The sequence below is a fragment of the Halopseudomonas sp. genome (assembly GCF_036961105.1).
Taxonomy (GTDB): domain Bacteria; phylum Pseudomonadota; class Gammaproteobacteria; order Pseudomonadales; family Pseudomonadaceae; genus Halopseudomonas.
On record NZ_JBALWW010000010.1, the window covers coordinates 20,989 to 46,196 of the forward strand.

At 61.1% G+C, this 25,208-nt stretch carries 25 protein-coding genes and 1 pseudogene; 16 read left to right on the top strand and 10 right to left on the bottom strand.

The features are described 5' to 3' along the window. Positions 1-25: 25 nt before the first annotated feature. The 3 genes from V7756_RS11275 to V7756_RS11285 all read right to left on the bottom strand — a co-directional run bounded on the left by V7756_RS11275 (position 26) and on the right by V7756_RS11285 (position 1,883). Complete coding sequence (locus tag V7756_RS11275; RefSeq protein ID WP_092287169.1) at positions 26-298, bottom strand: HU family DNA-binding protein; 273 nt, start codon at positions 296-298, stop codon at positions 26-28. Between the two features lie 199 nt (positions 299-497). After that, positions 498-1,664, bottom strand: a complete 1,167-nt coding sequence (locus V7756_RS11280; RefSeq protein ID WP_335610273.1) for an NAD(P)/FAD-dependent oxidoreductase — start codon at positions 1,662-1,664, stop codon at positions 498-500. Between the two features lie 51 nt (positions 1,665-1,715). Then, a complete protein-coding gene (locus V7756_RS11285; protein WP_335610274.1) occupies positions 1,716-1,883 on the bottom strand; it encodes a rubredoxin in 168 nt (55 codons plus the stop codon). A 181-nt stretch (positions 1,884-2,064) separates the two neighbouring features. Here V7756_RS11285 and V7756_RS11290 point away from each other — a divergent pair, with 181 nt between their 5' ends. The 4 genes from V7756_RS11290 (at position 2,065) to phoR (ending at position 5,654) form a co-directional block, all read left to right on the top strand. After that, positions 2,065-2,586, top strand: a complete 522-nt coding sequence (locus V7756_RS11290) for a chorismate--pyruvate lyase family protein (protein WP_335610275.1) — start codon at positions 2,065-2,067, stop codon at positions 2,584-2,586. Positions 2,587-2,612: 26 nt separating this feature from the next. Next, positions 2,613-3,503: a 4-hydroxybenzoate octaprenyltransferase gene (gene ubiA / locus V7756_RS11295; RefSeq protein WP_335610276.1), complete on the top strand. Its 891-nt coding sequence runs from the start codon at positions 2,613-2,615 to the stop codon at positions 3,501-3,503. A gap of 101 nt (positions 3,504-3,604) precedes the next feature. Beyond that, positions 3,605-4,294, top strand: a complete 690-nt coding sequence (gene phoB / locus V7756_RS11300) for a phosphate regulon transcriptional regulator PhoB (RefSeq protein ID WP_335610277.1) — start codon at positions 3,605-3,607, stop codon at positions 4,292-4,294. Positions 4,295-4,361: 67 nt separating this feature from the next. After that, positions 4,362-5,654 (top strand): phosphate regulon sensor histidine kinase PhoR, encoded by a 1,293-nt coding sequence (gene phoR, locus V7756_RS11305; RefSeq protein ID WP_335610278.1) that lies wholly within the window; start codon positions 4,362-4,364, stop codon positions 5,652-5,654. 3 nt (positions 5,655-5,657) lie between these two features. Here phoR and V7756_RS11310 read toward each other — a convergent pair whose 3' ends face one another. Further along, positions 5,658-6,566: a response regulator gene (locus V7756_RS11310; RefSeq protein WP_335610279.1), complete on the bottom strand. Its 909-nt coding sequence runs from the start codon at positions 6,564-6,566 to the stop codon at positions 5,658-5,660. A 626-nt stretch (positions 6,567-7,192) separates the two neighbouring features. Here V7756_RS11310 and V7756_RS11315 point away from each other — a divergent pair. The 10 genes from V7756_RS11315 to V7756_RS11360 all read left to right on the top strand — a co-directional run bounded on the left by V7756_RS11315 (position 7,193) and on the right by V7756_RS11360 (position 15,986). Beyond that, positions 7,193-8,308 carry a hypothetical protein gene (locus tag V7756_RS11315; RefSeq protein ID WP_335610280.1) on the top strand — a complete coding sequence of 372 codons (1,116 nt, stop codon included), beginning with the start codon at positions 7,193-7,195 and terminating at the stop codon, positions 8,306-8,308. Then, complete coding sequence (locus V7756_RS11320; protein ID WP_335610281.1) at positions 8,295-8,873, top strand: tetratricopeptide repeat protein; 579 nt, start codon at positions 8,295-8,297, stop codon at positions 8,871-8,873. Before V7756_RS11315 ends, V7756_RS11320 begins: the two co-directional genes overlap by 14 nt. A gap of 12 nt (positions 8,874-8,885) precedes the next feature. Further along, the gene (locus tag V7756_RS11325) at positions 8,886-10,610 is read left to right on the top strand and encodes an OmpA family protein (RefSeq protein ID WP_335610282.1); all 1,725 of its coding nucleotides are present in this window, start codon (positions 8,886-8,888) and stop codon (positions 10,608-10,610) included. Between the two features lie 3 nt (positions 10,611-10,613). Continuing rightward, the gene (locus tag V7756_RS11330) at positions 10,614-11,093 is read left to right on the top strand and encodes a hypothetical protein (RefSeq protein WP_335610283.1); all 480 of its coding nucleotides are present in this window, start codon (positions 10,614-10,616) and stop codon (positions 11,091-11,093) included. A 30-nt stretch (positions 11,094-11,123) separates the two neighbouring features. Then, positions 11,124-11,828 carry a hypothetical protein gene (locus tag V7756_RS11335; RefSeq protein ID WP_335610284.1) on the top strand — a complete coding sequence of 235 codons (705 nt, stop codon included), beginning with the start codon at positions 11,124-11,126 and terminating at the stop codon, positions 11,826-11,828. 24 nt (positions 11,829-11,852) lie between these two features. Then, on the top strand, positions 11,853-12,380 hold the full coding sequence (locus V7756_RS11340) for a hypothetical protein (protein ID WP_335610285.1): 528 nt from the start codon (positions 11,853-11,855) through the stop codon (positions 12,378-12,380). After that, on the top strand, positions 12,377-13,150 hold the full coding sequence (locus tag V7756_RS11345) for a hypothetical protein (RefSeq protein ID WP_335610286.1): 774 nt from the start codon (positions 12,377-12,379) through the stop codon (positions 13,148-13,150). The genes V7756_RS11340 and V7756_RS11345 overlap by 4 nt, the downstream gene beginning before the upstream one ends. Before the next feature lie 2 nt (positions 13,151-13,152). After that, positions 13,153-13,887, top strand: coding sequence for a hypothetical protein (locus V7756_RS11350; protein ID WP_335610287.1), 735 nt, complete (start codon positions 13,153-13,155; stop codon positions 13,885-13,887). A 12-nt stretch (positions 13,888-13,899) separates the two neighbouring features. Continuing rightward, complete coding sequence (locus V7756_RS11355) at positions 13,900-15,249, top strand: PASTA domain-containing protein (protein WP_335610288.1); 1,350 nt, start codon at positions 13,900-13,902, stop codon at positions 15,247-15,249. Between the two features lie 65 nt (positions 15,250-15,314). Continuing rightward, positions 15,315-15,986 (top strand): hypothetical protein, encoded by a 672-nt coding sequence (locus V7756_RS11360; RefSeq protein ID WP_335610289.1) that lies wholly within the window; start codon positions 15,315-15,317, stop codon positions 15,984-15,986. 57 nt (positions 15,987-16,043) lie between these two features. On the opposite strand, the pseudogene V7756_RS11365 reads toward V7756_RS11360, so the two are convergent. Next, positions 16,044-17,203: pseudogene (locus V7756_RS11365) on the bottom strand (iron-containing alcohol dehydrogenase). Between the two features lie 321 nt (positions 17,204-17,524). Here V7756_RS11365 and V7756_RS11370 point away from each other — a divergent pair. Then, on the top strand, positions 17,525-17,839 hold the full coding sequence (locus V7756_RS11370; RefSeq protein WP_335610290.1) for a c-type cytochrome: 315 nt from the start codon (positions 17,525-17,527) through the stop codon (positions 17,837-17,839). A 65-nt stretch (positions 17,840-17,904) separates the two neighbouring features. On the opposite strand, the gene phoU is transcribed toward V7756_RS11370, so the two are convergent. The 5 genes from phoU to V7756_RS11395 all read right to left on the bottom strand — a co-directional run bounded on the left by phoU (position 17,905) and on the right by V7756_RS11395 (position 24,558). Further along, a complete protein-coding gene (gene phoU / locus V7756_RS11375) occupies positions 17,905-18,636 on the bottom strand; it encodes a phosphate signaling complex protein PhoU (RefSeq protein WP_335610291.1) in 732 nt (243 codons plus the stop codon). A gap of 14 nt (positions 18,637-18,650) precedes the next feature. Then, a complete protein-coding gene (pstB, locus tag V7756_RS11380) occupies positions 18,651-19,484 on the bottom strand; it encodes a phosphate ABC transporter ATP-binding protein PstB (RefSeq protein ID WP_335610292.1) in 834 nt (277 codons plus the stop codon). Positions 19,485-19,512: 28 nt separating this feature from the next. Continuing rightward, the gene (gene pstA, locus V7756_RS11385) at positions 19,513-21,189 is read right to left on the bottom strand and encodes a phosphate ABC transporter permease PstA (RefSeq protein ID WP_335610293.1); all 1,677 of its coding nucleotides are present in this window, start codon (positions 21,187-21,189) and stop codon (positions 19,513-19,515) included. Positions 21,190-21,198: 9 nt separating this feature from the next. Continuing rightward, complete coding sequence (locus V7756_RS11390) at positions 21,199-23,475, bottom strand: ABC transporter permease subunit (protein ID WP_335610294.1); 2,277 nt, start codon at positions 23,473-23,475, stop codon at positions 21,199-21,201. Positions 23,476-23,589: 114 nt separating this feature from the next. Next, positions 23,590-24,558, bottom strand: coding sequence for a PstS family phosphate ABC transporter substrate-binding protein (locus V7756_RS11395; RefSeq protein WP_335610295.1), 969 nt, complete (start codon positions 24,556-24,558; stop codon positions 23,590-23,592). A 246-nt stretch (positions 24,559-24,804) separates the two neighbouring features. Here V7756_RS11395 and V7756_RS11400 point away from each other — a divergent pair, with 246 nt between their 5' ends. Continuing rightward, positions 24,805-25,197 carry an acyl-CoA thioesterase gene (locus V7756_RS11400; RefSeq protein WP_335610296.1) on the top strand — a complete coding sequence of 131 codons (393 nt, stop codon included), beginning with the start codon at positions 24,805-24,807 and terminating at the stop codon, positions 25,195-25,197. Positions 25,198-25,208 lie beyond the last annotated feature (11 nt).

Sequence of the window (25,208 nt, forward strand, 5' to 3'; positions counted from 1 at the left end):
CCCCGACCTCCGTTACGCAGTGCAATCAGTTGACGGCGTCTTTGAGACTTTTGCCTGGCTTGAAAGACACTGTGTTGCTCGCCTTGATCTGAACGGGAGCGCCGGTCTGCGGGTTTTTGCCGGTGCGGGCACCGCGGTGGCGTTGCAGGAAGGTTCCAAAACCAACCAGGGTAACTGAGTCCTGACGGCTGAGGGCTTGAGTGATTTCATCCAATACGGCGTTGAGTACTCGGTTTGCCTGGTCCTTGCTCAGGTCAGCCTTGTCGGCAATCGCCGCCGCGAGATCCGGTTTACGCATATAAAGCCTCATATTCTGTTGTTTTTGTTGTTACCGCCGCATCCTCGCAGCGGGAGTGATAAAGCCGCCGAACCGCTGGTTCCGCGGCTCTGCCACAGCCAGATCAGCATGGCACGACTCACCGCATTACGCCAGCCGTCAGGGCGCCGAACAGGGGCCTGAAGCGGCAATTTCCCGACAAAAGGCCAAAGTGTCTTGTTCAAGTCGGCGTAGCCAATAGCCAGCCCGGCAATTCACGGCTCAGTTTGAGCTTTTCTGCCACCCGGCTTCCGGTCAAGGCAAAGCCATGCAGGCGGCCCTGCTCATCATGAAACAGCGCCTGCAGATCACTGCCGCTGCCGCTGGTAGTCCAATGGCCGGATTCGGCGGTCAAAGGTGGCGCCACCACCAAAGGACAAGCCGGCGTCTTTACCATTACCGGCATTGCCGGATAACTCAGCTCGTGATCAGTACCGCACAGGGTCTTGGCCAGCGCGCGAGCAGCTGTCATCAGCGGCATCACGTACATCAGGTTCAGGCCGTGCACCTCGGCGCAGTCACCCAGCGCATAGATGTGCGCCTGGCTGGTGGCCAGCCGCCGATCCACCACAATGCCACGCCCGATCTGCAGCCCGGCCTGCTCAGCCAAGGTTAGTCGGGGCGCCAAGCCGATGGCTGACAAGGCCTGATCGGCAGCGATCTGTATGCCATTGTCCAGGCGTACACTGATGCCCTCACCCTGCTCCAGCACCGATTCGATGGCGCAGCCCAGATGAAACTCGACGCCCAGCATCTCCAACTCGGCCTGCACGGCTGCCGCCACCGGCTCGGGGATCAACTGCGGCATCAGGTAGGGATCTGAGGCCACCACCGTGACCTGAAAGCCCCCCGCCACCAGATCATTGGCAAACTCGCAGCCTATCAGGCCGGCGCCGATGATCAGCACGCTGCGCTTGCCCGCCAGAGCGCTGCGAAAACGGCCGTAATCCAGCAGGTCGTTGATCGACAGCAAGCGCTCGCCCAAAGCGTCGGTCCAGGGGAGCCGACGTGGCTCGGCGCCTACCGCCAGTACCAGCTCGGAGTAGGGCTGCTCATTCTCGCCCAGCTGGAGCACACGACGCTCGGGATCAATGGCGCTGACCTGGGTGTGCGTAAGAATCCGCGCATTGAGCTGTTCGGCCATGGTTACCGCATCCTGCATGGCCAGCTCATGCGCTTCCTTGGCCTTGGCAAAGCCGGTGGACAGCAGCGGCTTGGAGTAAAAGCGGCCGTCATCCGCAGTTACCAGCAGCAGCTCGCGATCGTCGTCCAGCTTGCGTATTTCCTTGGCCAGGTTGTAACCGGCCAGGCCAGTGCCGACAATAACCAGCGGCGCGCTTTGGCTCATCTCTCTATCCTCTGCAAACGGCAATGCCGGCGTCAGGCGACCCCTGACGCATCAGCCGATCTCGATCATTTCGAAGTCTTCCTTGCCCACGCCGCAATCAGGGCACATCCAGTCTGCCGGGACGTCTTCCCAGCGCGTACCGGCGGCGATGCCGTCATCCGGCCAGCCTTCAGCTTCGTCATAGATGAAACCACACACAATGCACTGCCACTTCTTCATTGCTGCTACCTGCATGAATTGGAGAATGATCTGCTGGCGACACTACCGCAATTGCAATGCAAGTCCAAGGCCAGACCAGCGGCTCAACTGCTGCAACAGTGCGTATCAGCGCGGTGCAGTGGTGTTTCGTGGTACTCTGCCGGGCACCCGTTAAACCGCCCGCCGGAGATGTCTTTTCGCAATGCTGCCCGACTGGTTTGCCACCGATTGCCACCCGGCACCGCCCCCTGCTCCTCTGTTCCACTGGCTCTGCGCCGAAGGCTCGCTGACCCAGCGGCTGACCGACGCCGGCAATAATGACTTCAAGGTTGAATTGCTCGCGCAGGAGGAGCAACCCGCGCGCGCAGACGAGGCGCAGACGCTGGGTATTGCCGCCGGCCAGCCGGTCTGGGTGCGCCAGGTGTTGCTGCACACCGCTGGTGCGCCCAGGGTATTCGCTCGCTCGGTGGCGCCACTGAGCGCCCTGGGCAGCGCAGCGGTGGAGCTGCACAAGCTTGGCACCACCAGCCTGGGACACTTGCTGTTCCGCAATCCGCAAATCAATCGCGGCCCCATCCAGATCAGCCGCTATCCCGCGGAATGGCTCCCCTCGCCCTGGCGCGCAGAAGGCCTATGGGCAAGACGATCACAGTTTTCCGATGGCGAGTTGCAGCTGCTGGTGTGTGAAGTATTCTTGCAGGGCTGGCCGCCCGCCGGCACCTGAACCGTTCTAATATCTGGAGTGACACCTTGCTAGGTCTGCTGATCAAACCCCTGGGCCGCCTGCACCCGAAAGCGAACGACTACATTCAGCTGATGCGGCTGGACCGCCCGATCGGCACCTATCTGCTGCTCTGGCCGACCCTCTGGGCGCTGTGGCTGGCCGCCGACGGGGTGCCCAGCAGCGCCAATCTGTTCATCTTCGTGCTCGGCGTGATTCTCATGCGCGCCGCCGGCTGCGTAATCAACGACTACGCCGACCGCCACCTGGACGGCCACGTGCGCCGCACTCGGCAGCGGCCGCTGGCCACTGGCAGGGTGACGGCCAAGGAAGCTCTGGTGTTGTTTGCCGTGCTGGTCACACTGAGTGCTGTCCTGGTGCTGTTCACCAACCGGTTGACCATCATGCTGTCATTTGGCGGCATCGTCCTGGCGGCGCTCTATCCCTTCTGCAAGCGGTTTACCTTCTACCCCCAGGTCGTATTGGGCGCGGCCTTTTCCTGGGCCATCCCCATGGCCTTTGCCGCCGAAGCGGGTAGCCTGCCCTCGGCGCTCTGGCTGCTGTTTCTGGCCAATCTGCTATGGACCGTCGCCTACGACACCGAATACGCCATGTGTGACCGCGAGGACGATCTGCGCATCGGCATCAAATCCACAGCCATCCTCTTCGGCGAGGCTGATCGGGCCATCATCGGGCTTCTGCAGGGCCTCACCCTGCTCTGCCTGGTGCTGGTGGGCTTTCGCTTCGAACTGGGCCTCTACTACTACCTGGGTCTGCTGGGCATGGTGATCGGCTTTGCCTGGCAGCACTGGCTGATCAGGGAGCGCGAGGCTCAGGCTTGTCTGAGTGCTTTTCTGTCCAACCATTGGGCCGGCATGCTGGTGTTTATCGGCCTGGCGCTAGACTACTGGCTAGGCTGAAAGCCGAACTTTCATCGACCTGACCCGTTACAGTCATATAACTGAAACAAAAATGTTATCTAATCGGCGCATGTCAGAAATCTGCAACGAGACGGTAAACCATGTCAGGCAAAACCATTCTGATCGTCGATGACGAAGCGCCCATCCGTGAAATGATCGCGGTTGCACTGGAAATGGCAGGCTACGACTGCCTCGAAGCCGAAAATACCCAACAGGCCCATGCCAGCATTATCGATAGCAAGCCGGACCTGATCCTGCTCGACTGGATGCTGCCCGGTACTACCGGCATCGAGCTTGCCCGGCGGCTCAAGCGTGATGAAATGACCGCGGATATCCCGATCATCATGCTCACTGCCAAGGGCGAGGAAGACAACAAGATCCAGGGTCTGGAAGTAGGCGCGGATGATTACATTACCAAGCCCTTTTCTCCGCGTGAGCTGGTTGCCCGCCTCAAAGCGGTGCTGCGACGAGCCGGTCCGGTCGACGGCGAGGCGCCGATCGAAGTCTCCGGCCTGCATCTGGACCCGGTCAGCCACCGCGTGACCATTGACGACAGTGCAGCCGAAATGGGCCCGACCGAGTATCGTCTGTTGCAATTCTTCATGACCCACCAGGAACGCGCCTACACGCGCGGGCAGCTACTCGATCAGGTGTGGGGCGGCAACGTGTACGTTGAAGAGCGGACCGTTGACGTGCATATTCGTCGTCTGCGCAAGGCATTGGGCAGCAACTACGAGCATTTGGTACAAACCGTTCGCGGCACCGGCTACCGATTCTCGACCAAGGCTTGAAGCGCCGTCAGTATCGCGGCTCGACGGCAAATACGCGCGATGGCCGAGTGGATGTTAGGGAGCTCTTGTGAGTAAAAACAGTTTCAGCCGCGTGCTCGGCCAGCTCACCTTGCTGGTCCTGGCCTGTCTGCTGGTTGGCTGGGTCATCAAGCAACCCGCCTGGACCTTGGTGTTTGGTCTGGGCTTCTATCTGATCTGGACATTGCGCCAGATGTCGCGATTCTATGCCTGGCTGAGCACCCATCCCAACGAGCCTCCGCCGGAAGCCAAGGGTGTCTGGGGCGAGATATTCGACAGTATCTACCATTTGCAGCGCCGCGATAGCCGCATGCGTGCCCGTCTGCAGGCAGTCATCGACCGCATCCAGTCTTCCACCTCGGCACTGCGCGATGCGGTGGTGATGATCGATCAGGACGGGCATTTGGAATGGTGGAACCACGCTGCCGAACGCCTGCTCGGATTGCGCACCCCCGATGACAGCGGCCAGCATGTCAACAACCTGATCCGCGACCCGCGTTTTATCGAATATTTCGAACAGGGCGATTTCCGCGAACCGCTGGAAATTCACTCGCCCATCGACCTCAACACCCAGCTGCAATATGCCGTGACCCGTTACGGCCCCGGCGATCGTCTGATGGTGGTGCGCGACGTAACCCGGCTACACAACCTTGAGCAAATGCGTAAGGATTTTGTCGCCAACGTCTCCCATGAGCTGCGAACACCGCTGACGGTAGTCGTAGGTTACGTAGAGACGCTGCTCGACAGCGACGCGGAAATGAATCCGCGCTGGAAGCGACCCTTGCAGCAGATGCAGCAGCAGTCCAATCGCATGCAGAGTCTGCTGAATGACCTGCTACTGCTGGCCCGCCTGGAAACCTCGGATCACACCAGCGAAGATGAAGTAATAGACGTTGCGCCCATGCTGGAAAGCATTCGCAAGGATGCCCAGGCCCTGTCCGGTGAGCAGGGGCATCGCATCAATTTGCAGATTGAAGGAAGCACACGAGTGCAAGGCGTTGAAGGCGAGCTGCGCAGCGCTTTCTCCAACCTCGCTTTCAACGCGGTGAAGTACACGCCGACCGGCGGTGAGGTCAACCTGCATTGGTGGAGTGATGACGCCGGACAACACCTGGCAGTGCAGGATAATGGGGTGGGCATTGCGCCGCAGCACATCAACCGCCTGACCGAGCGCTTCTACCGAGTGGACTCAAGTCGCAGCACCAACACCGGTGGCACCGGTCTGGGACTGGCGATCGTCAAGCATGTGCTGTTGCGCCATGGCGCCAAACTCGAAATTCTAAGCAAACTCGGCGAAGGCAGCCGCTTCATCTGCCACTTCCCGCCGCGTCGCTCAATCTAAGGTTCAGGCGCCGGGGCTGTAGTGCTGCTGCGCCGTGCCCGAGGCGATCAACCGCGAGAGGTAGTCGAGCTTCGCCGGATCCTGGTCTACAAACTTCAGGGTGACCTTGACCCACTCCGAGTCCATCTTGGGCTCCATCGCGGCAACGGCATGCACGTAGGCGTTGATACGGGCGATGGTCTGGTCGCTGTCTTGCTCAAGGTCCAGCACGCCGCTTTCGAACAGCTGCGGTATGCGCTCACTGCGGCGTACCACCACCAGGGCATCGCGCAAACTCAAGGTCTTGATAACACAGGCGAACTGCTGACCCGCCAGGCGCAGCTGCGCCTGGCCTCGGACCGCTTGCGTGCTGGCGGCAGCGGGTGGCTTGGCCGCAGCGCCGCCTGCGCTCTCGCGCTGCAGCAGTGGGTGCTGAATGGCTGGCGCCGCAGGCGCTTCGACTTTCCGACCGGCGGTCAGGTTGGCGACCGAGCCCTGGGCAATGCCGGCGCTGGGGCGCGGCGCCTGGGGCCCCTGCAACTGGGCCAGCTTGCCCGCCCGGTGCATGGCCTTCTTGACCTTGGCCAGTAGCTGCTCGTTGGTAAAGGGCTTGCCAACGTAGTCGCTCACTCCCGCCTGAATGGCCTCGACGACATGCTCCTTGTCACCCCGGCTGGTCACCATGACAAAGGGCACCGCCTCCTTGCCCGGCTGTCCGCGAAACCATTGCAACAGCTCCAGGCCGCCCATTTCCGGCATTTCCCAATCACACAGGATCAGATCGAAATCGGTGCGCGAGAGCATCTGTTGGGCCTTGCGACCATTGATGGCCTCTTCGATCTGCAAGCCTGGAAAATGACTACGCAGAGCCTTTTTCACCAGATCACGGATGAACGGGGCATCATCAACAATCAGGACAGACACTTTTGCCATGCTTTTACGGTTCCTCAGGTAATGCGGTCAGGCCTGTGACTCTTGACCGCGCCGACGCCAGGTTCGCGCGCAGCAGGGCGCGAGGGCTGAATCTGGTCATGCGAAATGCCTAGTGCGTTGTACGCCAACAGACCCTAGCTTAGCTTAGAGCGGCATGAAAACCCCAGCAGCTTTACAGCAAAGGGCCACCATTGACAGTTTTTTTGGCTCGACTATGTTGATTTGCGTGCTGTCATTTTAGCTCTGATCGTCGGACGCCATTACGGCGTCGCTGTCGTCGATTCCCGACACGGAGGTGTGGGTTTTGGCGAAGTCACTCAAGCTGTCGGAAGGCCGAGCCTTCCGCCTCTCCAGTATTACCCGCCTGCCAGCCAGCGCGCCCTTGGGCACTGCGGCCAGCCCGGCCATCGGCTGCTCGCCAACCCGCCCCGTATGCCGACTCGACCTCGTATTCCGACTCGATAGGGTTCGATCTGGGCCGACCCACGCTGTGCGCGCCGCCGCAGCGTTGTTGCCCCTGCTCAGCCTTTGCCTTTTTCTCATATCCGCGTGTCGCCATGCCGGAGGCAGATCTGCTGCGCCTCTGCCGTACGGCGGCGGGCACGTCTGACTCCGGAGACTCTGTCATGCAAGCAACCCTTGAGCCGCGCCTGGCAGCCGGCCAGCGCCTGGTAGTCGAATCGGTCGGTTCTGCCCAACCCGGTTTGGCCGGCTTGCTGGCCCGGCAACTGGGCCTGCCTGCCAGCCGGGTAGCCAACGCGCTCTATCGCGCACCCTCGGTGCTGCTGGACGATCTGCAGCCCACCCAGGCGCAGGGACTGGCCAGCATACTGCAACAAGCCGGCCTGCAAATTCGCGTGGAGCCCTCCGACCTGCCCGGCCCGCAAGCCGGCAAGCCGCTGGACATAGCCCTCTACGTGCGCGACATAACTCAACTACCTACCTGCTGCGAACGCTTGGCGCACTTTCTCGGTTGTCGTCCGGAAGCCGCGCTGCAGATGCTGCTCACGCCGCCCGGTGTGGTGCTCGGCGACGTCAGCGAGGCCACGGCACATGCGCTACAAAAGCTGCTGGCCGACCTGGACGTGGCCGTGTGCTGCTCGACCCGCGCGCTGGCACGTTACCGCTTGCTGATCAACCGCGCCCCCGGTGCCGGGCTCGATAGCCTGCTGCACGACCTGCGCAGCCAGGGCATTGGTTACGATCCCGACAGCTGCGAGGTGCTGGATACGCTAGACACCAAGCAGGCCCTGTATCTGTGGCGCCGGCATCAATCGGCCGGCGGCATCCGTCTGCTCGACCTTACCTTCATGCGTTACGACCTCAGTCTGACCAGCGTATCTGCCGCCAGTGATACCAGCCAGCTACCCAGACTCGCCGGCCTCCCCGCCGAACTGATCGATTGCGTACTCGACAACCTGCCGGTGGTAGTCGAGGAAGGCGTGTCTGCGCAGGATCTGGAAGCCCGGCTGGATGCCTGGAGCACCGCCGGCATGCCGGTACAGGCGCAACCGGTAACCCTGCGTCAATGCCGTCTGCTGTTGCCGCGCGGCAGCAATGCCCTCGCCGCGCTGCCGCTGCTGCAGCAGGCCGGTCTGCTTGAGCCGGGTCACATGCAACTCCCTCTACCCTGGCGTTCAGCCGTAGTCTACGGCGAACTCATGCCGCGCTGGCTGCAACAGGCCCTGGAGCAGCTCGGCATCGAGCACGAGTGGGAGGAGCACGAGCATGGCCACCACTGAAAACAGCCTGCGCCTGCATCTGGGCATCGCCGAACAGGGCAAGCTGCTGGCCCTCAAGGGCCGGCATCAGGACGCGTTGCAGCACTACCGCGAAGCTCTGCGCTTGGCGGTCAGTAGCGGCGCACCGGAAGTCTTCTTTCGGCACTACACCCAGTGCGTGATGGAAAGCCTGGAACTCAGCGGCGAACTGGACAGCGTGTTGCGCTACTGCGACGAGGCCGAACAGCACTACCAGCGACTGGCCTCGCCTCTGCCGCTGGTCAGCCGCGACCGCGCCGAAAACCTGCAACGACGCGGCTGTGTCCTGTTGCGTCAGGGTCGATTGGACGCCGCCATGGCCAGCCTTGAGCAGGCGTTGCAACTGGCCGCTCAGCAGCCACTGCCGCTGGCCCGAGAACTCACCGGCTGGAGCAAGCGTGGGCTGACCGTGGGCGTCAGGCAGCTCGGTGACGCGCAGCATCGGCATCAGTATTTCATCGTGCGCAAGGCGCTGGTTGATCCGGCGCGCGCCATCCCCCTGCCTCCCGAGCGCCTGCAACGCGCCCGCGCGGCCATCCCCTTCTGACAGGAGTTCGGCATGAGCGATTACAACGGTCTGCGTCCCGGCGAAATACTGGCTGACGCCAGTGTTGCCGACTTCATCTCCAGCCTGGGCCTGGGAATTGCGCGCGCCCAGCAGGCGCTGGACACCAATTCCATCGAGCAGCTGGACGCCTTCATCCAGCCGATCCCTGGCCTCGGCGGCAAAACGCTGATCGAAATGGGCTTCAGCCCGGCGTTCTACCACTACCAGCACGCCGATATCAGCTGTTCGATGAATCTGCACCTGCGCGTGGAGGAAACCACGGGGGTCGATTTTGGTATCAACGGGGCCTACAACAACGCCGAAACCAGTAACGACGACAACGAAAGCAGCTCATCCAGCAGTAGCAGCGGCAGTCGCGCCGAAACCCGCAACCGTGAGGCGAGCCTGCAGATCACCTCGCGCTCGACCGGTGAAGTGCGCATCAATGACAGCAGCGTGGCGCTCAACGGCGCCGACGCAGAAAGCCGATTGAACAGCCTGGTCGACGGTTTGGCCGCGAACGAGGACATCAGCGCTGTCGCTTTCGAGCGCACCGAAACGCCGATCAACCCCACTACCAATGCGAGCCCGCAGCAGGTCACCGTCTCGCCCAATGCCGTGGCCTTTCGCGCTTTCGGTTACGCCGGCGGGGTCATTCGCATTGCTGCCAACAGCGACACCACCTTTGTGGTCAACCCGCAAACCAGCATCGCTGTCACCCGCTCCAACAGCGTGGCGAACTATGCTCGCAAAGTAAAAACCGCCTTTGAAGACGCCAGCTTTAGCGTCCACCACTGGCCGCCGGGCGAGCCCATTTCCGACATTTTGTTCGATATTGATCGCAACAATATCCGACCCGACCAGCGTGACGAGCTGCAGGAAACTGCGCAAATGCTGGCCCGCTCCGGTCTGCCATTCCGGCTGGTCGGCCATGCCGATGCGCCCGCCAGCCCCACTTACAACCTTGCCCTGTCGCAACGCCGGGTGGCGGAGGTGCGCCGGCAACTGCTGGCCAATGGCGTTGATCCGGCGCAGATAACCGAATCAATCGGTGAAGGCGAGACCGCAGCCAACCCCGAGGGCGCCGAGGGTGTACCCCACGATCAGCAGCACAGGCGCGTTCAGATTCTGCTGGCCGTTGACCTGCTGGACATCCGTGGCGCCGATGGCCAGGTGTTCACCGGTGTGGAACCCGATCGGCGCGACAACTCGGAGCCGGCCAGCAATGGGTGGGTTCTCACCTACGATGCCAACGACATGAGCGGGGTCAATGGCAAGCAGGTCACCGCCGAGGGCCGCAGCTGGGGCCTGTCCGGCGCCGCCGTGGACGGACACGCCGCTGACAGCCCCCAGGCCTTCGCCAAGAATCTGGCCAACAGCATCAATGCCGACAGCGACAGCCAGATCAGCGCTTCTTCTGGTGGCGCCGTATGCCATCTGGCGCGCAAGAGCGACCCGGTGCGCTTGCATCTGCTCAGCACCTCCAGCCGTGAGCTGCGTATGACCAGCAGCGAAAGCATCACCATCAATGAGCAGTTCGCCAACAGCAGCAGTGCGCGCGAAACCACAAGGCGCACCGGCAACAGCACGGTCGCCTTTGGCGCCACCCTGGATGTGCGCCATGCGCGGCAATTCGAACTTGATGTCACCGGCAACTCTTCCATCTCCGCGCGCCTGGTATCCATTCCCGCGCCGCCGGAGTTTCTCGACACCATACGCACCTTCCTGAGGGACTAGATCATGAGCGAGACCGTCAGCGTTACCCGCTCACTGGTCAGCGCCCCGCTGCCGCAGATCATCGAGCGTCTGGGCGTTGCCATTGCCCAGGCGCAGTCGGCGCTGGATGCCAACTCGGTCGCTGTCGCCAAGACCATGGCCGAAACCCCGGTCGAGCTCGGCGGCGAAACCTACAACCTGCTGACCCTGGGCTTCACGCCGAGCTTCTATGCCTTCACCGAAGCCACAGTGGAGGCCAAGCTCTCGTTCAGCATGACTGAAACCACGGAAACCTCGGTCTCGGCCGGGGTGACCGCCAAGGTCAACTATGGCGTGGTCATGGTGGCCGCCAGTGTTGATGTGTCCTACGCCCGAAAATTTTCGGTTTCCGCCGAAGGGTCGAGTTCGATTGCCGCACGTCTGGTATCGCTGCCTGCCCCCGAAGCTCTCAACGAAGTCCTGCGGCGCCTCTATGACGAGGGTCTGCCCGGAGCAAACAGCTGATTGGCGACTGCCTATTAAAGGAGCATCACAATGAGTATTGGACAGGAACTGCTGAACGTCCCCATGGGCGACATGATCCGGCAAATGGCCTTCGCCATCGCCGAGGCCCAGATAAAGCTCGATGAAAGCTCGATCGAGGTCGCGGAAATGATGGGCGGGCTGCGCACCATCTACGACGACGACGGCAATATCACCTTTGACGACAGCCGCATTTTCTTCGGTCATGAATACATGACGCCGGCCGAAGCCGATAGCCTGGCTGCCACCGACAAGGGCTACACTGAAATAGTCACCGCCGCCAAGAAATTTCAGACCGAAGATGGCCAGATTCGTGTACCTACCCGGCTGTCGATGCTGGAGCTCGGCTTTACCCCGGTGTTCTACAACTTCGTCGATACCATCATCGAGGTGAAGATCGCGATCAAGATCACCCGCACCTCCGAGTACGGCCGCACCAGCAGCAACAAGACCACCCGCAACAGCAACAGCAAAAAGGGCAGTGGCGTATTCGGCAAGATATTCGGCGGCAAGGACAAATCCTCCTCGACTGTCTCCACCAGCCAGGTCGACGCCAGCTATTCCTCCAAGTATTCCTACTCGGCCGAGGGCTCCAGCCTGCTGCGTACCAAGCTGTCGCCGGTGCCGCCACCGCCGATTCTCGAAGAGCGCATCCGCAGCATGATGGAAGCTGCCGAGGCGCGTCGCCAACCCGCCGAACCGGCGGAAGAAGATTAATAGCGCTGACAGAGGATCAACCACATGAGTGTCGGCACAGAATTACTCAACGCGCCCTTTCCGCTGATTGTGCGCAACATGGGCGTCGGCATCGCCGAAGCCCAGCTCGAGCTCGACCTGGTATCGCTGCGCATTGCGCGCATGATGGCGGGCTTTGCCACCGGCAGCGACGAAGACGGCGACGGCAAAGAGGCGCCCTACAAGGTGGAGTTCAGCAATGGCAAATCCTACAGCCTGCTGGAGCTGGGCTTTACTCCAAGCTTCTATCAGTTTGTGGATACCGTGATCGAACTGAAGCTCTCGATCAGTATCAACAGCGAGCGCAGTTCGACCTACAAGCGCACCCAGGTCAAGGCTAGTGCCAAAGGGGTGGGGCTGCCCTTCTTCGCCGCCGGCTCGGTCAGCGCCAGCTCGGTCAGCGCCAGCTACGCCAGCAAATACCAGTACTCGGCCGAAGGCAGTTCGGTGATGCGCACCAAGCTGGTCCCGGTGCCGGCACCTGCGGTGCTGGAAGAGCGCATCCGCGCGCTGATCGAAGCGGAAGAAGAATGAGCCGCAAGACCTGGCGCGACCTGGCGCGCCAGCAGGCTGCCAACTCCGCCGCGCCTGCGGCGGGAAGCAGCCTGCAGCAGCTCAGCGGGCAAGTGCCAGGGTTGCAGCGCCTGCTACAGCAGAGGCAAACGCTGGAGCAGCAGATGCGTGTCCTGGGCGGGCAGCCCGAGCAGAGCGGGTCCAACCGCGTCTACCCAGTACCCAGCGCCGCCGAGCGACGCGCAGAACATGCCGCCTGGGAGCAGCGTCGGACGCAGCAGCGCGAGCTATCGCCCTCCGACAGTCAGGCGCCGCTGCAGCATTGGTGGCAACAGCGCGAGCAACAGCTGGCTCAGGCCAGAGGCAGTGCCGCGCGCCAGCAGCAGGCTCATCAGGGGTTGCTGCAACGGCTCGACCGGCGAGTCGAGCAAGGGCGCAGCAATGCCCTGGCACGCCTGCAACAGGAACGCAGCCAGGCATTGCGTGAACCTCTGCTGCGGCCACTGACCGATCGCCTGAACAACGCGTTCGGCGGCGCGCAGGCCAATATGCCGGCATTGCGCGAGCCCACCACACAACAAAGCTTCGATGACCGCTATGCGCAGCGCCAGCGTCGGCTGCTCGAAGTCGACACCGGGCCACTCGAACAACTCGAGCAACGCCGCCAGCAGGTGCAGGAGCGGCGCCTGGAAGAACGCCGTGAAGCCCGCCGTGCCGAGCGCCAGCAAGACCTGTTGCAACAACGCGCCGCCGAGCGCCGCAGCCAACGCCCACAACTGAGTACCGACTAATCATGAGCAATTCCAGCGACTTCGTCAGTGGCTCGATAGAGCAGATACTACTGGGGCTGGCGCGCGGTCTGCGCGATGCCCAGGCCGTGCTGGACGACATCCCGCCCACCGACGCCTTTGGCCGCCCACAAAGCAGCTACCACTTGCCCTATCTCGATTTCAGCATCAAGGCCACCGTGGAAGCGAGCCTGCCGAGCGAGCCACAAGACAGCGATACCGGCGTACGCACCCTGCGCACCAACTCCATCAAGGCCAGCCGCATCCCGCTGCTCAAATTGCAGCTGCCGGACCTCAAGCGCAGCGCCGAGGCCAGCACCGGCGCCACCGAGCTGACCAGTACCTTCAGCGGGCGCCTGGTCTCGGTACCACCGAGCAACAGCTTGCCGACGCTGCGTATCAACGCCCGAGCCCAAGCCGCTGACGAGGCCAAGCCGCTACAGCGCGAGCTGCTGATAGAGGTCAGCAACAGCGCTGGCGAGCGCATTGCCCAGGCGCCGGTGGAGCTCAATCTGGATCTGCAGACCAGCCTGCTGCTGAGTGAGGCCGCCGGCGTGAAGAATCTGTCTCAGGAACAGCTGCGCAGCGGCCTGCAGTTGGAGCAACGGGTGCTGCAAACCGACGCAACGGGCGTCGCCCAGGTCGGCCTCAGCCTGACCAACACCTTGCCGGCCAACACCAATCTGGTGCTGCTGATCAACAGCGGCGCCTCCCTCACCCAGCTCATCTTGACCCCATAGGATCTCAACCCCATGCAATGGAGCATCAGCGGCAGTGTGTTCGAGGCAGATGGCAAAGCTGCCTCCGGACAAGTCGAACTGCAACTTTACGACATGGCCCGGCAGCTCTGGCGCAGCGCCGCCAAGGGCAGCCTGAATGCCAAGGGTGACTTCGCGCTGAAAGTCGATCTGAGCGAAGGCGCCATGCTGCCAGCACTGCGCCTGTGCGAAACCAGCAAAGCCAAGGAACCCGCGCGGGTGCTGGCCGAGGGCGGCTTGATCAAGGTCGAACCCGGCAAGCTGGTGCGCTTGTCCTACGGCGACATCGAGCGGCTCGGCGATAACGCGGTACCGCGTAGCGAGCGCGACAGCCCCTTCACGGCCGCCGACGACTACCTGCTGGCCGGCATGCCCAGGGAAGTGGTGAAGCTGACCCTGCAGATGGCCAGCCTGCGTATCAACCCGCAGGTAGTGCGAGCGCAGCCGCAGGTACAACCGGCCAGTATTCAACTCAAGGCCCAGGCCGACCTCAGCAAACAACTGGAAGTGCAATCGCTGGAGTTGAACCAGAAGGCGCAGGTGATCAATACCCTGGAGCGCGATAAACAGAACACCGGCAATGAGCTCAAGCAGGCGCAACTGAAAATCCAGACCCTGGAAAAGCAGCTGCAGAGCAAACCCGCAGCCGCCGGCAATGAACAGATCGAACTGGCCACCAACCAGATAAAACTGCAACTCAACGAACAGATTCTGCGCCAGTCCACCGAATTCGAGCTCTCTACCGCCACCTTGCAGCGCAACCTCAACCAGAAGAATCTGGAAATTGCCCAGGTCTCCGAACGCCTGGAACAGTTGAGCAAACAGCGCAGCGAAGCGGCAGAAGAGGCAGCCCGCGCTCGGGAAGAAAGCGAACGGCTCAAAGAGCAGATGCACACTCAGGTGGATGCCGGCGAGCTGTACAGCAATATCGCTCGTCAGCTGCAGCAGGCCCAGAGCAAGCTCAACGAAGACGGCGTGCCCTACCGGCTTGGCAAGGTATCACTGAATCTGAAAACCCTGGTCAATGGCAACAGCATGACCCTGCCCACCCTGGCGGAAATCGACAAGGGCAACAGCGGCATCTTTACCGACGTCGCGCTGGAATACCTGCCTGACAGCAGCACGGGACAGAGTAGCGAGCCGATGGTGACGGTTCCCGATTTCAGTGATCTGACAGAAACACTCGCGCGTCGCCTGGCCGGCGATCTCGGTCTGCAACTGGAAGCGGCCTATCAAAGCGTGGGCAAGAATCAGAGCATCGGCCAGGCGATCCGCCAGATTCCGGCCAAGGGTTCGACACTCCCCCCCGGCGAAAGCGTGCTGGTGGTCTTTACCCAGGCCTGAACGCGCACCGGGGTTGATCCGTTTCATTCCGGCTGAGCAGCAGCCACGCACAGAGGACGCAAGCTATGCCCACCATCAAGGAATTGGTCAGCGATGTCATGGCCGCCCCCATCGGCGATATCATTGCCTCGGTCGGCCAGGGCGTTGCCCAGGCGCAGGAGGCGCTGGATCGCGCCTCGCTGGCGCAGATACTGGCCATCTACCACGAAAGCGACAGCGACGAACTCAAGCTGCTGCAGGAAATCGGCTACCAGCCGACCTTCTACGCCCTGCCGGAAACCACTGGCGAGATTCAGGTGGCGCTCAGCATCAGTGGCCAGAACAACAGCGCTGCGCCCGCCCCAGCGTCGACTGCGGCGAGCAGCAAAGCCCTCAGCCTGGCCGAGCGCTTCCTGCCGCGCCTGCCGGCGGCCAGAGTCTATGCAGCGCCAGTCAATGCCGACCTGACCAACCGCTACGGTTTCCAGGCCACCGCTGCCGCCAAGATCCAGTTCAAGATCGTGCCGGTGCCGGCACCCGGGCGCGCCAGCGAGATTCGCGTGGTACCCGGGCTCACCGGCAAACTGCTGGAAGAGGCGGAAGCCCTGGCAGCGCGTTTTGCGCTGGAAGTACTGGCGGTGGACAAGAATGGCGAGCCGCTGCCAAGCCCTCCGGTCAACAAGAAAATCGCTGCGCAAACACCTGCCGCCGGTGAAATCAGCGTGGCAGGTTCGCAGATTCAGGTCAGCTTTGGCTGAGTTTGCGTGCTGGCATCATGCAGGTCGGCCGCCGAGCTGGCCAGCAGCCAGGCAAGGCTAGAGTGAACCCTTGAGAGCATTGAGAAACAGCTCCTGATACTGCCCGGCATCGAGCGCCACGGCATTGGTACGCGCGGTAACATCACGAGCCGACATCAAGCCAACGCTTTCGGCGTGGCCAGGGTCAATATTCAGCTCGGCCAGGCTGTGCGGAATACCCAGTTCGGCACGCAGATCCAGTATCCATTCCAATACCCCGGCGAAACTGTGCTGCCGCAGGTCCAGGTAGCGTGCCAGGCGCTGCATTTCATCCTCGATGGCGCTCCGGTTGGCGAGCAGCACGTAAGGCATCAGTATGCCGTTGAGCAGGCCATGATGAGCATCGGACAAGGCACCGAGACTGTGCGACAGGGCGTGCAGTGCTCCCAGCCCGCGCTGAAAGGCAGTGGCGCCCATGCTGGAGGCCACCTGCATCTGCAGGCGAGCATGAATATCGTTGCCGTCATGCACCGCGCGCGGCAGATGCTCCTTTACCAGACGCACTCCCTCCAGGGCGATGCCCTCGGCCATGGGGTGATAAAGCGGCGTGCAATAGCCTTCCAGATTATGTGCCAGGGCGTCCATACCGGTAGCGGCAGTGAGCTGCGGCGACAGACCCAGTGTCAGCTGCGGGTCGAGAATGACGATCGGGGGCATCATCTTCAGATGAAAGATGACCCGTTTGAGATGACTCTCGTCGTCGCTGATCACCACCGCCTGCCCCACCTCGGAGCCGGTGCCGGCAGTGGTCGGCACGGCCACCAGCGGAAACATCCTGGCCGGATCAACCAAGGCCGGATTCTGTGCCTCCCAAAGCGTGCAGTTTTGCTGCGCGATCAGTGCAATAGCCTTGCCCGCGTCAATCGCAGAACCGCCGCCAAAGGCAATAACGCCGTCGTGCCCACCGTTTTTCAAGGCCACCACGCCCGCTGCCACATTGGCGCCGGTAGGGGGTTGCTTTTGATCGCGCTGAACAGCCCGGGACGCAAGCCGCTATCACGACACAGCTGCAACGCGTCTGCGACCATGGGCAAGGTGGCCAAGGCCGGATCTGTCACCAGCAGTGGCGCTTCCATGCCCAGTTGACTGCAAGCCTGAGCCAGTTCGCGAATACGACCGGCGCCCACGCGCATGGACGTGGGGTAGTGCCAGTTGATGCTGTATGACTTGATATCCATCGGCCCTCCGGCACGCTCAGGGCAGGTCTTGTTGCACGCCTATGTCCTGGGCTCTATGTCAGTAGATGCGCCGGCCATCGTTTGGTTCAGCTCGGGGCGGTGAGCGGCGAGCTACAGACAAGGCAGCGGCAGTAGATACATTTTGCAATTTTGTCCCGCAACATACGCAAAATGCCAGAGCGCGTCCATCATTCAGGCGCGACATCCGGTCGCTTGCCTTGTAGCGAATTTGCGTCCATGTTTAATTAGTAGAAGAGGCTGATAAAAGCTCATCCATCAGACAGGTGAAACTGTCGTTATCCGTTAGCTCGAGGACTGTCCATGAAACGCATACTGTTACCGGTAATCACCGCTGGCGCGCTACTCGCCGCAGGCGCGGCTTTCGCCAGCGAAGGGGAAGACCTTTACAACAGCAAGGCCTGCGTCGCGTGCCACAAGATAGACAGCAAGCTCGTTGGTCCGGCCTATACCGAGGTAGCAAAGAAGTACGCCGGCCAGGAGGGCGCGGTAGAGACCGTTGCCGGACACATCAAGAACGGCGTTTCCGGTATCTGGGGTCCGATCCCCATGCCGCCAAACCAGGTCACCGAGGAAGAGGCCAAGGTGCTGGCCGAGTGGGTGCTGAGCCACAAGTGAAAGGCGCACCCTGCAAACAACAAACCCGCCGATTGGCGGGTTTGTTGTTTGCAGCGAAACAGCCGTCAGACCGGGTCGCTGTCCTTGCGAACTTCAGCTTCCATACGCTTGAGACCGATATGCCGCACGTCGGTCCCCTTGACGAGGTAGATAACGTGCTCGGCAACGTTGCGCGCATGATCGCCGACCCGCTCCAGCGAGCGCAGCACCCAGAGGATGTTGAGCACCCGTGAGATCGAGCGCGGATCTTCCATCATGAAGGTAATCATCTCGCGCATCGCCGACTTGTATTCCTGATCTACCGACTTGTCCTCGCGCGCCACCGAAAAGGCTTGCTCGGTGTCCATGCGGGCGAAGGCATCCAATGCCTCCTGCACCATGCGGCGCACATGATGACCGATGTGCCGGCACTCGACGTAACCCTTGGGGGCCTGGCCGGCTTCCACCAGATCAATGGCGCGGCGCGCGATTTTCGAGGCTTCGTCACCAATGCGCTCGAGATCGACAATGATCTTGCTGATGCTGATCACCAGGCGCAGGTCGCTGGCCGCCGGTTGCCGGCGGGCCAGAATGCGCATGCACTCCTGGTCGATGTCCAGCTCCATCTGGTTGATGGCGTCGTCTTTCTCGCGGACCTGTTCCGCCAGCTTGCCGTCGCCCTCGATCAGCGCCACTATGGCGTCGTTGATCTGCTTTTCAACCAACCCGCCCATTTCCAGCAGCTGGGTACGGATTTCTTCCAGCTCGGCGTTGAACTGCTGGGAAATGTGCTGATTAAACGCTTCTTTATCTGGCATGGTGCAATCCCCGGTTAGCCGTAGCGGCCAGTAATGTAGTCTTCCGTCTGTTTCTTCGACGGGTTGGTGAACAGGGTGTTGGTATCACCAAACTCGATCAGCTCGCCCATGTACATGAAGGCAGTGTAATCCGATACCCGCGCTGCCTGCTGCATGTTGTGAGTGACAATGACGATGGTGAACTTGTTCTTGAGGTCGTTGATCAACTCCTCGATCTTCAGCGTCGAGATCGGATCCAGCGCCGAGGCCGGTTCATCCAGCAAGAGTACTTCCGGCTCCACCGCGATGGTGCGGGCAATCACCAGACGCTGCTGCTGACCGCCGGACAAACCCAGTGCCGACTCGTTCAGGCGATCCTTGACCTCATCCCACAGGGCGGCGCCCTTGAGCGCCCACTCCACCACCTCGTCCAGGGTGCGCTTGTTGTTCACGCCCTGAATACGCAAGCCGTAGGCCACGTTTTCGTAGATCGACTTGGGGAAGGGGTTGGGCTTCTGGAACACCATGCCGACACGGCGGCGCAGCTCGGACACGTTCACGCCCTTGGCGTAGATATCCTCGCCATCCAGCAGAATCTGCCCATCGACGCGGCAGCTGTCGACCAGATCGTTCATCCGGTTGAAACAGCGCAGCAGGGTCGACTTGCCGCAGCCGGACGGGCCGATAAAGGCGGTCACCCGGTTGCGCGGTATCTTGATGCTGACATTGTGCAGCGCCTGCTTGGTGTCATAAAACAGGCTCAGCCCAGGCACTTCCAGCGCGACGGTTTCCTGATCCATGCTCATGTCCTGCTGCGGGCGACCCAGGGCGCTCATATCCATTGCGTGGGTTTTGATATCGTTAGACATAATCTTGAGTCCGCGTTGAAAGGGGTTATCAGTTTTCCAGCGCTTTGTATTTTTCGCGCAGGTGATTTCGAATGGCGACCGCAGCAAAGTTCAGCGAGGCAATCACCCCGACCAGCAACAGCGCAGTGGCGTAGACCAGCGGGCGAGCTGCTTCGACGTTGGGACTCTGAAAGCCCACATCGTAGATATGAAAGCCCAGATGCATGAACTTCTGATCCAGGTGCAGATAAGGGTAGTTGGCATTCAGCGGCAGGGTCGGCGCCAGCTTTACCACGCCTACCAGCATCAGCGGAGCCACTTCGCCCGCAGCGCGCGCCACCGCCAGAATCAGACCCGTCATCATGGCCGGGCTGGACATCGGCAGAATCACCTTCCACAGGGTCTCGGCCTTGGTCGCGCCCAATGCCAGCGAGCCTTCGCGCAACGAACGGGGAATCCGCGTGAGACCCTCTTCAGTCGCCACGATCACCACCGGCACGGTCAGCAGCGCCAAGGTCAGCGAAGCCCATAGCAGGCCGCCGGTACCCAGCGTTGGCGCAGGCAAGGATTCCGGAAAGAACAGCTGGTCGATGTTGCCGCCCAGAAAGTAGATGAAGAAGCCCAGGCCGAATACCCCGTATACGATCGAGGGCACACCGGCCAGGTTGTTCACCGCAATGCGGATGGTGCGCGTCACCACGCCCTGCTTGGCGTATTCGCGCAGATAAACTGCGGCGAGCACACCAAAGGGTGTAACTATCACCGACATCAGCAGCACCATCATCACAGTGCCGAAAATCGCCGGGAATACCCCACCTTCAGTGTTGGCCTCACGCGGCTCGTCACTGACGAATTCCCAGAGCTTGGCGAAATAGTGGCCGATCTTGTCGGTAATCCCCATGGCGTTGGGGTGGAATACTCGCACCACCGCAGACAGGCTGATGCGTTTTTCCTGACCGTCCATGGCGCGCGCCATCAGGCTGTCGCGGTTGAACGCGGTGTACAACTCGACCAATTGACCTTCCAGTTCGGCATAAAGCGCGTTCTGCACCGCGCGCTCGGCCTCCAGCTCGGCCTTGCGATCTGCGGTCAGCGCGTTGTTCAGCTCATAGCCACGCTCACGCAGGCGGATGCGCTCCAGCTCCGAGTTGATCTTGCCGATGGCGCCGGTTTCCAGCGAATGGATTTCTTCATAGATGCCCTCGGCCCGCTCGACCGCAGCGCCCAGGGCCTCGCGAGCCTGTTCGCCCTCGATCACCTGGCCATCGCGGGTGACGCTGAGCAGGTAACCATAGAAGTTGCCCCATTCACGGCGTTCGATCGCCATGATGTCTTCCGGATAGCGCTCATCGCTCAGCCAGTCGGCAACAATCCAGCGAAAATCCGCGCCGTACAGGTCACGGTTACCCACCTTCAACAACTCGCGATCCATGAATTCGGATTTCTCCGGATCCACTGGCAGGCCGGCGCCCTTCAGACGCTCGGTGGGTACCTGCTCACGCGTGGTGACTTCGCCGATCAGGGTAATGGGCGGTTGACCGGGAATGGTGTATTGCGCTTCCACCAGATCGGCCGGCCAGAAGTGGCTGAGGCCGCGCACGGCGATCAGCAGCAGCAGGCCCAGGGTCATGATCACCGCGACGGCGACCGCGCCAGCATTCATCCAGACCCAGGGGCTGCCTGATTTGAACCAGGTTGTGAAGTTGCTCTGTTTCACTGTGTGCATTCCCGTAGGTCAGAGTGAGGCATATTTCTTGCGCAGGCGCTGACGTATCAGCTCTGCTGCCGTGTTCATCAGGAAGGTGAAGCTGAGCAACACCAGTGCGGCGAGAAAGAGCACCCGGTAATGGGTACTGCCGACTTCCGACTCGGGCATCTCCACTGCGATGTTGGCCGACAGCGTGCGCATGCCCTCAAAGATGTTCCAGTCCATGATCGGCGTGTTGCCAGTGGCCATCAGTACGATCATGGTTTCACCCACAGCGCGACCCATACCGATCATTACCGCCGAGAAGATCCCCGGGCTGGCCGTCAGAATGACCACCCGGCTCATGGTCTGCCACGGCGTGGCGCCCAATGCCAGCGAACCCTGTGTCAGGTGACGCGGCACACTGAAGACAGCGTCTTCGGCAATCGAGAAGATGGTCGGAATCACCGCAAAACCCATGGCCAGGCCCACCACCAGGGAGTTGCGCTGGTCAAAGTCGATGCCCAGATCACGGGTCAGATAGACGCGCATATCGCCACCGAAGAACCAGGCTTCGATATAGACGCTCGCCTCGAAGCAGGCCCAACCCAGTAACAGGGTGACCGGAATCAGTAGCGCCGCTTCCCAACCATCCGGTACCGCCAGCCGCGTGCGCTCGGGCATGCGGCTCCAGAGGTAGGCAATGCCGATGAAGACGATAGGTAGCAGAATCAGTAACGAGACGATGCCTGGCAGGTTGTCCTCCAGTAGCGGCGCCAGCCACAGACCGGCAAGAAAACCGAGAATAACCGTCGGCAATGCCTCCATAAGCTCGATGATCGGCTTGACCTTGCGGCGCATGCCGGGAGCCATGAAATAGGCGGTATACACCGCGGCGGCAATCGCAATTGGCGTGGCCAGAATCATCGCGTAAAAGGCGGCCTTGAGCGTACCGAAGGTCAGCGGCGCCAGGCTCAGCTTGGGCTCGAACTCGGAGGTACCGGACGTCGACTGCCAGACGTAATCGGGCTCTGGATAGCTTTCATACCAGACCTTGCCCCACAGCGAAGACCAGGATATCTCCGGGTGTTCGTTCTCCACGTCCCAGTAGCTCAGCTCGCCGTTGTCATGCTCCACCAGCAGGTGGTCGGCACGCGGGCCGATGGCAAAGGCACGCACCGGCTGGTCGTCCAGCGGCTCAACCAGCAGATTGTTGTGGGCGGTGGAGTTGTAGATGCCCAACTGGCCCTCGGCATCGGTGGTGAGAAACACCTTGCGACGCTCTTCCGGCTGAATCATCTGGATGGCCACACCGGCCTGCTGATCAAAGCTGCGCACCGGTGTCAGCGTCGGCTTGCCGTTGCCGCGCACCATGAACCACTGCTGCAGGTCGCCATTGCTGTCGCCGATAATCAGCGAGATGCCGCCCAGCATCATGTTGCTGGCAGTTACTTGCGCGTTCTGACTGCTGATCACCTTGTAGTGGCCGTTCAGCTCGCCGCGCGCGCGCAACGACAGTACATCGACGTACTGCCCGCCATTGACCACGTACATCCACTGACGCAGCGGATCGATCAGAATATTGCTGATATCGCCCTGCGCTGGCGGCAGCTCGAGCTCGCTCTGCGAGGTAGTCACCTCGCCGGTCATGATGTTTTCCTGACGGCTGATGGCAGTGACCAGCAGCTCGCGTCCTACGTTGGCAGCCAGCGTCAATCCGCTGTCATCGCCAGTCATGGCAACGTGCTCGAGGGCACGACCCTGAGCATCCAGTGTGATCGGCTCGGCACCGTAGGGGAATTTCAATTCGGGGGTAATCAACCGAACATCGTTCGGGTAGGTCACCTTGTAGTTGTGTTGCGCAATGATCGCCTGGCCGTTGCTCAGACCCACGACAAACTGCCGCGTATTAGGGCTCTCGACGCTGAAACTGGAAATGCTCGCGCCCTCGGGAATGGGCAACTGCTGAGCTGAAACCAAGCCACCATCCAGTGTCCTGAAGAAGCTCACATTACCTGCGGCGGACACGCGAATAGCCACCTCGCCCTGTTCTTCCATGGCCAGCATCAACGGCGGATCAGCCTGCTCTAGCCAACCGGTGGAATAGCGCTCGCGTTGCTCCATATCGGCTCCGCCAAACAGTGGCAGCACTTCCGATAGCAGATACAGAAAAATCAGCAACACCGCGACTATCACGCCCAGACCGCCAATCGCGACATACCAGCGAGTGAAGTGGTCCTTGAAGTGACGCACGGAACGATGGCGTTGCATCGCTGGCGTATTGAAGTCGACGCGGGACGTCTTGGGTGATGATTGCATAGTCATGGCGCACACCCTACAGGGTCAATGTGACGAAATGGTTACAACGGTATGACGATAAAAAGGGGCGTGTCATAGACACACCCCTTGCTCAGGCGTCCTTGCCCGACCTTGGCCGGCTTAGAAGCCCAGCTCTTGATGAACCTTGTCTACAGCACGCTTGGGCATTGGCACGTAGCCGTCCTTGAAGACCACATCCTGGCCTTGCTTGGACAACATCATCTTGACGAACTCACGCTCCAGCGGAGCCAGCTCGCCGTTCGGTGCCTTGTTGACGTAGACGTACAGGAAGCGTGACAGCGGGTAGGTACCAGCGATGGCGTTGGCTTCGTTGGCTTCGATGAACTCTTCACCTTCAGCCTTGGCCAGCGGAACCGCACGGACGCTGGAGGTCTTGTAACCCAGGCCGGAGTAACCTACTGCGTTCAGCGACTGGCTGACCGATTGAACAACCGAAGCGGAACCTGGCTGCTCGTTCACACCGCTGCGGAAGTCGCCTTTGCACAGGGCGTTTTCCTTGAAGTAACCGTAGGTGCCGGAAACCGAGTTGCGGCCGTACAGCTGGATGTCGCGATCAGCCCACTGGCCGTCCAGACCCAGTTGACCCCAGGTAGTCAGCTCTTCGCCGCCACACAGACGAGTGGAGGAGAAGATACCGTCAACCTGCGCCATGGTCAGACCCTTGATCGGGTTGTCCTTGTGGGCAAATACGGCCAGGGCATCGATGGCAACCGGAACAGCGGTCGGCTTGTAGCCATAACGCTCTTCGAATGCCTGGATTTCGCTGTCCTTCATCATGCGGCTCATCGGCGCCAGATTGGAGGTACCTTCAGTCAGCGCAGGTGGCGCAGTAGAGGAACCTGCGGCCTGAATCTGAATGTTGACGTTCGGGTACAGACGCTTAAACTCTTCAGCCCACAGCGTCATCATGTTGGCCAGTGTGTCAGAACCGACGCTGGACAGGTTGCCGGATACACCGCCGACGCGCTCATAGTTTTCCAGAGCTGGATCAACGGCAGCAAAGCTGGAGCTGGCGGCTACACCGGCAGCGGCGAAGGTCACAGCAGCGAACATACGCTTGAGTTTCATTGTCATTCTCCTAGTGAGGTAGTGTTTGCAACACGCGACTCAGTATCAAAGCGTGATGTGACAACTCTATTCACGAATTATGACAATTATGTGAAACACACCAACCAGCGCTCAACTCGGGCATCTTCCCACAGAGAATGATTGAGCCACCGACCGCAATCCCTTACCATGTAAGGCTTGGCCGGACTTTGACGCTCCCGCCTTCGGCTACAACAAATACAAACCAGACCGTTATTCGAGTGTTTAATGCACGATTTAGATATGGACCCGGTTCCCCAGGGTGAACTGGCGCTGAAGATCACCACCCTGCCCCGCGACTGCAACAGTTTCGGCGATATTTACGGTGGCTGGCTGGTAGCGCACATGGATGTAGCCGGCACCAGTACAGCGGCGCGCATCGCGCGCGGCCGCGTGGCGACCGTCGCCATCGATCGCATGGGCTTCATGGTGCCAGTGCCGGTCGGTGCCCAGCTGGCCTTCCACTGCGATGTGCTGGATATCGGCCGCAGTTCGATCAAGATGCTGGTCGAGGTCTGGAGCGAGGACCTGGCCCACGATGAAAGCCGCAAGGTGACCGAAGCCACCTTTGTTTTCGTCGCCATTGATGACCGTGGCCGGACCCGCGTTATCCCGTCCTGATCCTTTCAGGG

Bases quoted from the DNA above. Each gene is read 5' to 3' on its own strand.
- V7756_RS11275 (WP_092287169.1), bottom strand. From the start codon at position 298: ATGCGTAAACCGGATCTCGCGGCGGCGATTGCCGACAAGGCTGACCTG.
- V7756_RS11280 (WP_335610273.1), bottom strand. From the start codon at position 1,664: ATGAGCCAAAGCGCGCCGCTGGTTATTGTCGGCACTGGCCTGGCCGGT.
- V7756_RS11285 (WP_335610274.1), bottom strand. From the start codon at position 1,883: ATGAAGAAGTGGCAGTGCATTGTGTGTGGTTTCATCTATGACGAAGCT.
- V7756_RS11290 (WP_335610275.1), top strand. From the start codon at position 2,065: ATGCTGCCCGACTGGTTTGCCACCGATTGCCACCCGGCACCGCCCCCT.
- phoB (WP_335610277.1), top strand. From the start codon at position 3,605: ATGTCAGGCAAAACCATTCTGATCGTCGATGACGAAGCGCCCATCCGT.
- V7756_RS11310 (WP_335610279.1), bottom strand. From the start codon at position 6,566: ATGGCAAAAGTGTCTGTCCTGATTGTTGATGATGCCCCGTTCATCCGT.
- V7756_RS11315 (WP_335610280.1), top strand. From the start codon at position 7,193: ATGCAAGCAACCCTTGAGCCGCGCCTGGCAGCCGGCCAGCGCCTGGTA.
- V7756_RS11320 (WP_335610281.1), top strand. From the start codon at position 8,295: ATGGCCACCACTGAAAACAGCCTGCGCCTGCATCTGGGCATCGCCGAA.
- V7756_RS11325 (WP_335610282.1), top strand. From the start codon at position 8,886: ATGAGCGATTACAACGGTCTGCGTCCCGGCGAAATACTGGCTGACGCC.
- V7756_RS11330 (WP_335610283.1), top strand. From the start codon at position 10,614: ATGAGCGAGACCGTCAGCGTTACCCGCTCACTGGTCAGCGCCCCGCTG.
- V7756_RS11335 (WP_335610284.1), top strand. From the start codon at position 11,124: ATGAGTATTGGACAGGAACTGCTGAACGTCCCCATGGGCGACATGATC.
- V7756_RS11340 (WP_335610285.1), top strand. From the start codon at position 11,853: ATGAGTGTCGGCACAGAATTACTCAACGCGCCCTTTCCGCTGATTGTG.
- V7756_RS11345 (WP_335610286.1), top strand. From the start codon at position 12,377: ATGAGCCGCAAGACCTGGCGCGACCTGGCGCGCCAGCAGGCTGCCAAC.
- V7756_RS11350 (WP_335610287.1), top strand. From the start codon at position 13,153: ATGAGCAATTCCAGCGACTTCGTCAGTGGCTCGATAGAGCAGATACTA.
- V7756_RS11355 (WP_335610288.1), top strand. From the start codon at position 13,900: ATGCAATGGAGCATCAGCGGCAGTGTGTTCGAGGCAGATGGCAAAGCT.
- V7756_RS11360 (WP_335610289.1), top strand. From the start codon at position 15,315: ATGCCCACCATCAAGGAATTGGTCAGCGATGTCATGGCCGCCCCCATC.
- V7756_RS11370 (WP_335610290.1), top strand. From the start codon at position 17,525: ATGAAACGCATACTGTTACCGGTAATCACCGCTGGCGCGCTACTCGCC.
- phoU (WP_335610291.1), bottom strand. From the start codon at position 18,636: ATGCCAGATAAAGAAGCGTTTAATCAGCACATTTCCCAGCAGTTCAAC.
- pstB (WP_335610292.1), bottom strand. From the start codon at position 19,484: ATGTCTAACGATATCAAAACCCACGCAATGGATATGAGCGCCCTGGGT.
- pstA (WP_335610293.1), bottom strand. From the start codon at position 21,189: ATGCACACAGTGAAACAGAGCAACTTCACAACCTGGTTCAAATCAGGC.
- V7756_RS11390 (WP_335610294.1), bottom strand. From the start codon at position 23,475: ATGACTATGCAATCATCACCCAAGACGTCCCGCGTCGACTTCAATACG.
- V7756_RS11395 (WP_335610295.1), bottom strand. From the start codon at position 24,558: ATGAAACTCAAGCGTATGTTCGCTGCTGTGACCTTCGCCGCTGCCGGT.
- V7756_RS11400 (WP_335610296.1), top strand. From the start codon at position 24,805: ATGCACGATTTAGATATGGACCCGGTTCCCCAGGGTGAACTGGCGCTG.